Below are 323 nucleotides of genomic sequence, written 5' to 3'. Positions count from 1 at the left end.
CGGTCTTCCAGCCCCTTACAGATGCCGGCGGTGTAATAGCCCGCATCCAGTCCAACGCCCCAGACATCGAAGCCAAAGCGCTCACATTGACGATCCAGTCGATCAAGATAGGGGCGGCTGTCATGNAGNTTGGCCGGTGTCGCGTAGCTATCCGTGATGATGGCGTTGCGGCCATCGACGGTGCGGTGGTCCAGGTAGAAGAAGCCCTTGGGCTTACCTTCCCGGACCATATAGCCACTGTCCGGATCGGTACGGCTGATTTTGGTGTCTTTGGTCTTGGCTGGCTGCTCGGACAGCTTCGTTTTCAANGGCTTTTTACCCTG

Annotated in this window: 1 pseudogene; it reads right to left on the bottom strand. The window is 57.5% G+C overall.

Features of this window, described 5'->3' with window-relative positions:
* Positions 1–323 (bottom strand): annotated as a pseudogene (locus KEHDKFFH_RS20030) (IS5/IS1182 family transposase); the annotation flags it as partial.

It is taken from the genome of Marinobacter maroccanus, from assembly GCF_002933275.1.
GTDB classification, from domain to species: Bacteria; Pseudomonadota; Gammaproteobacteria; order Pseudomonadales; family Oleiphilaceae; genus Marinobacter; species Marinobacter maroccanus.
This window is presented reverse-complemented; position numbering and strand designations above follow the sequence as displayed.